Source organism: Corynebacterium sp., from assembly GCF_030826625.1.
Lineage (GTDB): Bacteria > Actinomycetota > Actinomycetes > Mycobacteriales > Mycobacteriaceae > Corynebacterium.
Window position 1 is genome coordinate 1 of record NZ_JAPJNQ010000120.1, and the last position, 3,481, is coordinate 3,481.

The 3,481-nt window shown below is 56.5% G+C and carries 4 protein-coding genes; all 4 read left to right on the plus strand.

What is annotated here, in order from left to right; all coding sequences use genetic code 11:
• On the plus strand, nt 1-523 hold a 523-nt coding region (gene steA, locus RCH87_RS10325), incomplete at its 5' end, for a putative cytokinetic ring protein SteA (RefSeq protein WP_306516614.1).
• A 3-nt stretch (nt 524-526) separates the two neighbouring features.
• Complete coding sequence (locus tag RCH87_RS10330; protein WP_306516615.1) at nt 527-1,570, plus strand: copper transporter; 1,044 nt, start codon at nt 527-529, stop codon at nt 1,568-1,570.
• Nucleotides 1,563-2,300: an NUDIX hydrolase gene (locus RCH87_RS10335; RefSeq protein WP_306516616.1), complete on the plus strand. Its 738-nt coding sequence runs from the start codon at nt 1,563-1,565 to the stop codon at nt 2,298-2,300. Before RCH87_RS10330 ends, RCH87_RS10335 begins: the two co-directional genes overlap by 8 nt.
• Nucleotides 2,300-3,229, plus strand: a complete 930-nt coding sequence (gene xerD / locus RCH87_RS10340; RefSeq protein ID WP_306516617.1) for a site-specific tyrosine recombinase XerD — start codon at nt 2,300-2,302, stop codon at nt 3,227-3,229. Before RCH87_RS10335 ends, xerD begins: the two co-directional genes overlap by 1 nt.
• Nucleotides 3,230-3,481 lie beyond the last annotated feature (252 nt).

A 3,481-nucleotide genomic window follows, 5' to 3' on the forward strand; every position in this document is an offset into this window, starting at 1 on the left:
TGGCTATACCCCGGAAATTATCGTCGGAAACCCCACCTCGGTCGAGGCGGATACGCTGCGCTGCGGCGCACAGATTGTGCTGCCGGCCGATCCTGATGGGCATGCGCCAGGACTAGAACGCATCCAAGACTTGGGTGTGGGTGCGATGACCTTCCCTGCAGCGATTGAGAACGCTACTGACCTTGCGCTGCTGTTGGCGGATTACCACGGAGCAAGTTCCATCGTGAATGTTGGAAGTGCACTGGATCTGAGCGATATTTTCCAACAAGAAGACCATGCCAGCCCTGCCGCGCTATTGACGCGCACGAAGGTGGGATCAAAGCTGGTTGATGCCAACACCGTCATCGGCCTATACCAAACAAACCGCGGTGTTGCAGCTGGTTGGTTATGGGCTGCGTTGGGAATCCTGGTGGCATTGGCAGCGATCGTTTTGATCGTCGGTTTTGCTGGAACCGGGAGCTTCGCGGACAATATCGTCGATACCTGGGACAACATTTTCTCGACAGTGCAAGGTTGGTTTTAGTTAATGGCTGGCACATCACGACCTGGCGTGGGGATCGCTGGAGCCGGAATTGGTTTGGCACTGGGCGCTGCCTTCGGAGTGTTCTTGCTCAGCCCTAATATTCCCGGCGGTAGCGAAGCAATCGGTTCGGGGGATACCGTTGCGGCTTCCGAACATGAGTCACTCGCCCAACAACAGCAACGTGCGCAGCGCATGGCGAATGCTGCTGATCAGGTCGTCGCAGCCAGCGGGCAGGACATCATCAACGGCGTGCTGGAGGACGATCCAGTGTTGGTGTTGGCCACCGCTGATGCTGATGACGATGCGGTAGAGAAACTGCGGGCATCGTTGAACCGAGCAGGTGCGATCGATTCTGGGTTGATCGAACTCTCGGAGAAATTTTTTAGTCAAGATGGTGCTGATGAGCTGAAAACTATCGTGTCGAACACGCTTCCTGCGGGCACCGAGTTGTCAGAATCTGAGCGCGATCCTGGTACTCACGCCGGCCAAGCCTTGGGCGCCGCCCTGACGTTTGCCGAGGGCACGGATACGCCGAATTCCACCACCGAAGATCGCGGCTTGTTGCTCGAAACCTTGGCAGAAGCCGGCTACCTGGATTACGAGACGGGAACCATTTTGCCGGGGCAGGCAATCGTTCTGGTTACTGGCGACGGCACGGCCGCTCATGGCGGTGAATTTGCAGCGAAGAGTCAAGCGGCGTTCGCACGTGCTTTAGATGAAGCCGGCGGTGCCACCGTGGTTGCAGGCCACGGTGCAGCAGCCGAGTCCAAGGGCGTGCTCGCCCAGTTGCGTGACGACGAAGACGCAGCCGCAACAGTCAGCACCGTCGATGCTATTGATCAAACCTGGGGGCGCTTGGCGACAGTTCTGGCAGTGGCAGAACAGCTTGAGCAAGGAAGCGGCGCCTACGGTTACGCCGAAAACGCCGATGCTGTCATGCCAGAAAATGCCGGTCAGGATTCTGGTTCTGGTTCTGATTCCGCCAGTGCTGGTAGTGAAGACGGAGAAACAGAGCAAACAGAAGTCGGTCGATCCGAAAATGAATAGCCGGCGGGGTCCGGCGGTACAGTCCCGGGGACGGCATGAGTTTTCCACTCTCGGTTCGGAGCTGCTCGCGCAAGGGCCGATAATCGCGTTTCGACGCGATACCGTTGCGATGCCGGGAGGTGGTTCAGCAACCCGGGAAATCCTGGAGCATTTCGGTGCGGCGGCGATCGTAGCACTCGATGAGCACAATCGTATTGCGCTTATCCACCAATACCGCCATGCTTTTGGTCAGCGTTTGTGGGAAATCCCGGCTGGGTTATTGGATCTAGCGGGCGAGACGGCACTGGAGTGTGCGCAACGTGAGCTGCAAGAAGAAACCGGGGCACGGGCAGCGCACTGGGCGGTGCTGGGCGATATCGCCACTAGCCCCGGAATTTCTGATGAAGCGACCCGGATTTTCCTGGCGCGAGATATCCAAAAAGCAGATGACGATCCTGCAGCGGCTGCTGAGATCGGTAACTCCGGTGATGAAGAAGCCGATATGCAGTTGGAATGGGTAGAGCTTGCCGATGCTGCAGGCATGGTGGGGTCTGGCGAGATCTCGAATGCTTCTGCAGTGACGGGAATTTTGCTGGCACACCAGCACCTGCAGTCAGGGACTCAGTTGCGCAGCGTGGAGGCTCCGTTCGAATTGCGTCCAACTGCGTTGGCACGGCGTCGACAAGCAACGGAGCAGGTTAAGCCGGGTGATGCTCTTACCCAGGTTACCGGGACGGAGGCAGACGAATGATGTCGGCGACTGCGGGCACTATTGCCGAGAACTGGCTGGATCATCTGGCCGTGGAAAAGGGACATTCCGAAAACACCTTGCAGAGCTACCGGCGCGATATCCAGCGTTACCTCACGTGGTTGGAGAAGCTGGGGTATACGCACTTAAATCAAGTAACGGCAGCCGATTTGGAAGGCTATTTGCGGGATCTGCAGACCGGGTTTGCTCGCTATAAACCGCTGGGGGTGGCTTCGACTAGCCGGGCGTTCATCGTGGTGCGTGGGTTGCACAAATTTGCGTTGAGCGAAGGTGAATTGGCAGAAGATGTGGCTGCGGGAATTGCGCCACCGAGTGCCGCGCAGAATTTACCGGATGCTCTTTCCATCGATGAGGTGCTGCGTTTATTGGAAGCGATCCCGACTGGGCAGGCAGCAACCCCGGTGAATATTCGGGATCGGGCTTTATTGGAATTGTTGTATTCCACGGGCACTCGTATTTCGGAGGCTTTGGATTTAAGCCTCGATGATTTCCGACATGCTGCTGATGGCGACCGGATCCTCCGGGTGACCGGTAAAGGCTCGAAACAGCGCATTGTTCCCATTGGCCAGGCCGCGGTAGACGCGTGCAATGAGTACGTGGTGCGGGCCCGGCCCCTGCTGGCCAAGGGAACCAGCCATGCTCTGTTCCTGAACACGCGTGGGGCACAATTGAAACGGCAATCCGCGTGGAAAGTACTGCAAGAAGCTGCGCAGCGCGCGGGAATCAGTACCAAGATTTCCCCGCACACGCTGCGGCATTCATTCGCCACGCACTTGCTTTCTGGCGGAGCTGATGTGCGAACCGTACAGGAATTACTAGGTCATTCTTCAGTGACTACGACGCAAATTTATACCCACGTTAGCGCGGATGACATGCGGGAAGTCTGGGCGCAGTCGCACCCGCGGGCGTAGGCCGTCAGAGACGTGAGTACAGAGGGAATGGACGCAGAGGGGTAAACGAAAATTGCGGAAATGCTCGGTTTGTAAACGGTAAGCAGGGACAAATTTTTAGAAAACGCTAGAAACACTCGGTAATTCCATGTAGTATGAGTGATTAACACCATAGCAAGGAGATATTGTGATGATTATTTATAAAAAATCATGGTTGCAGTTTTAGTGTTGATCATCACTGCCGCGCAACCAGAGGCAATAGGGCAAGAATCT

Coding starts and splice junctions, on each gene's coding strand:
- RCH87_RS10330 (WP_306516615.1), top strand. CDS start 527: ATGGCTGGCACATCACGACCTGGCGTGGGGATCGCTGGAGCCGGAATT.
- RCH87_RS10335 (WP_306516616.1), top strand. CDS start 1,563: ATGAATAGCCGGCGGGGTCCGGCGGTACAGTCCCGGGGACGGCATGAG.
- xerD (WP_306516617.1), top strand. CDS start 2,300: ATGTCGGCGACTGCGGGCACTATTGCCGAGAACTGGCTGGATCATCTG.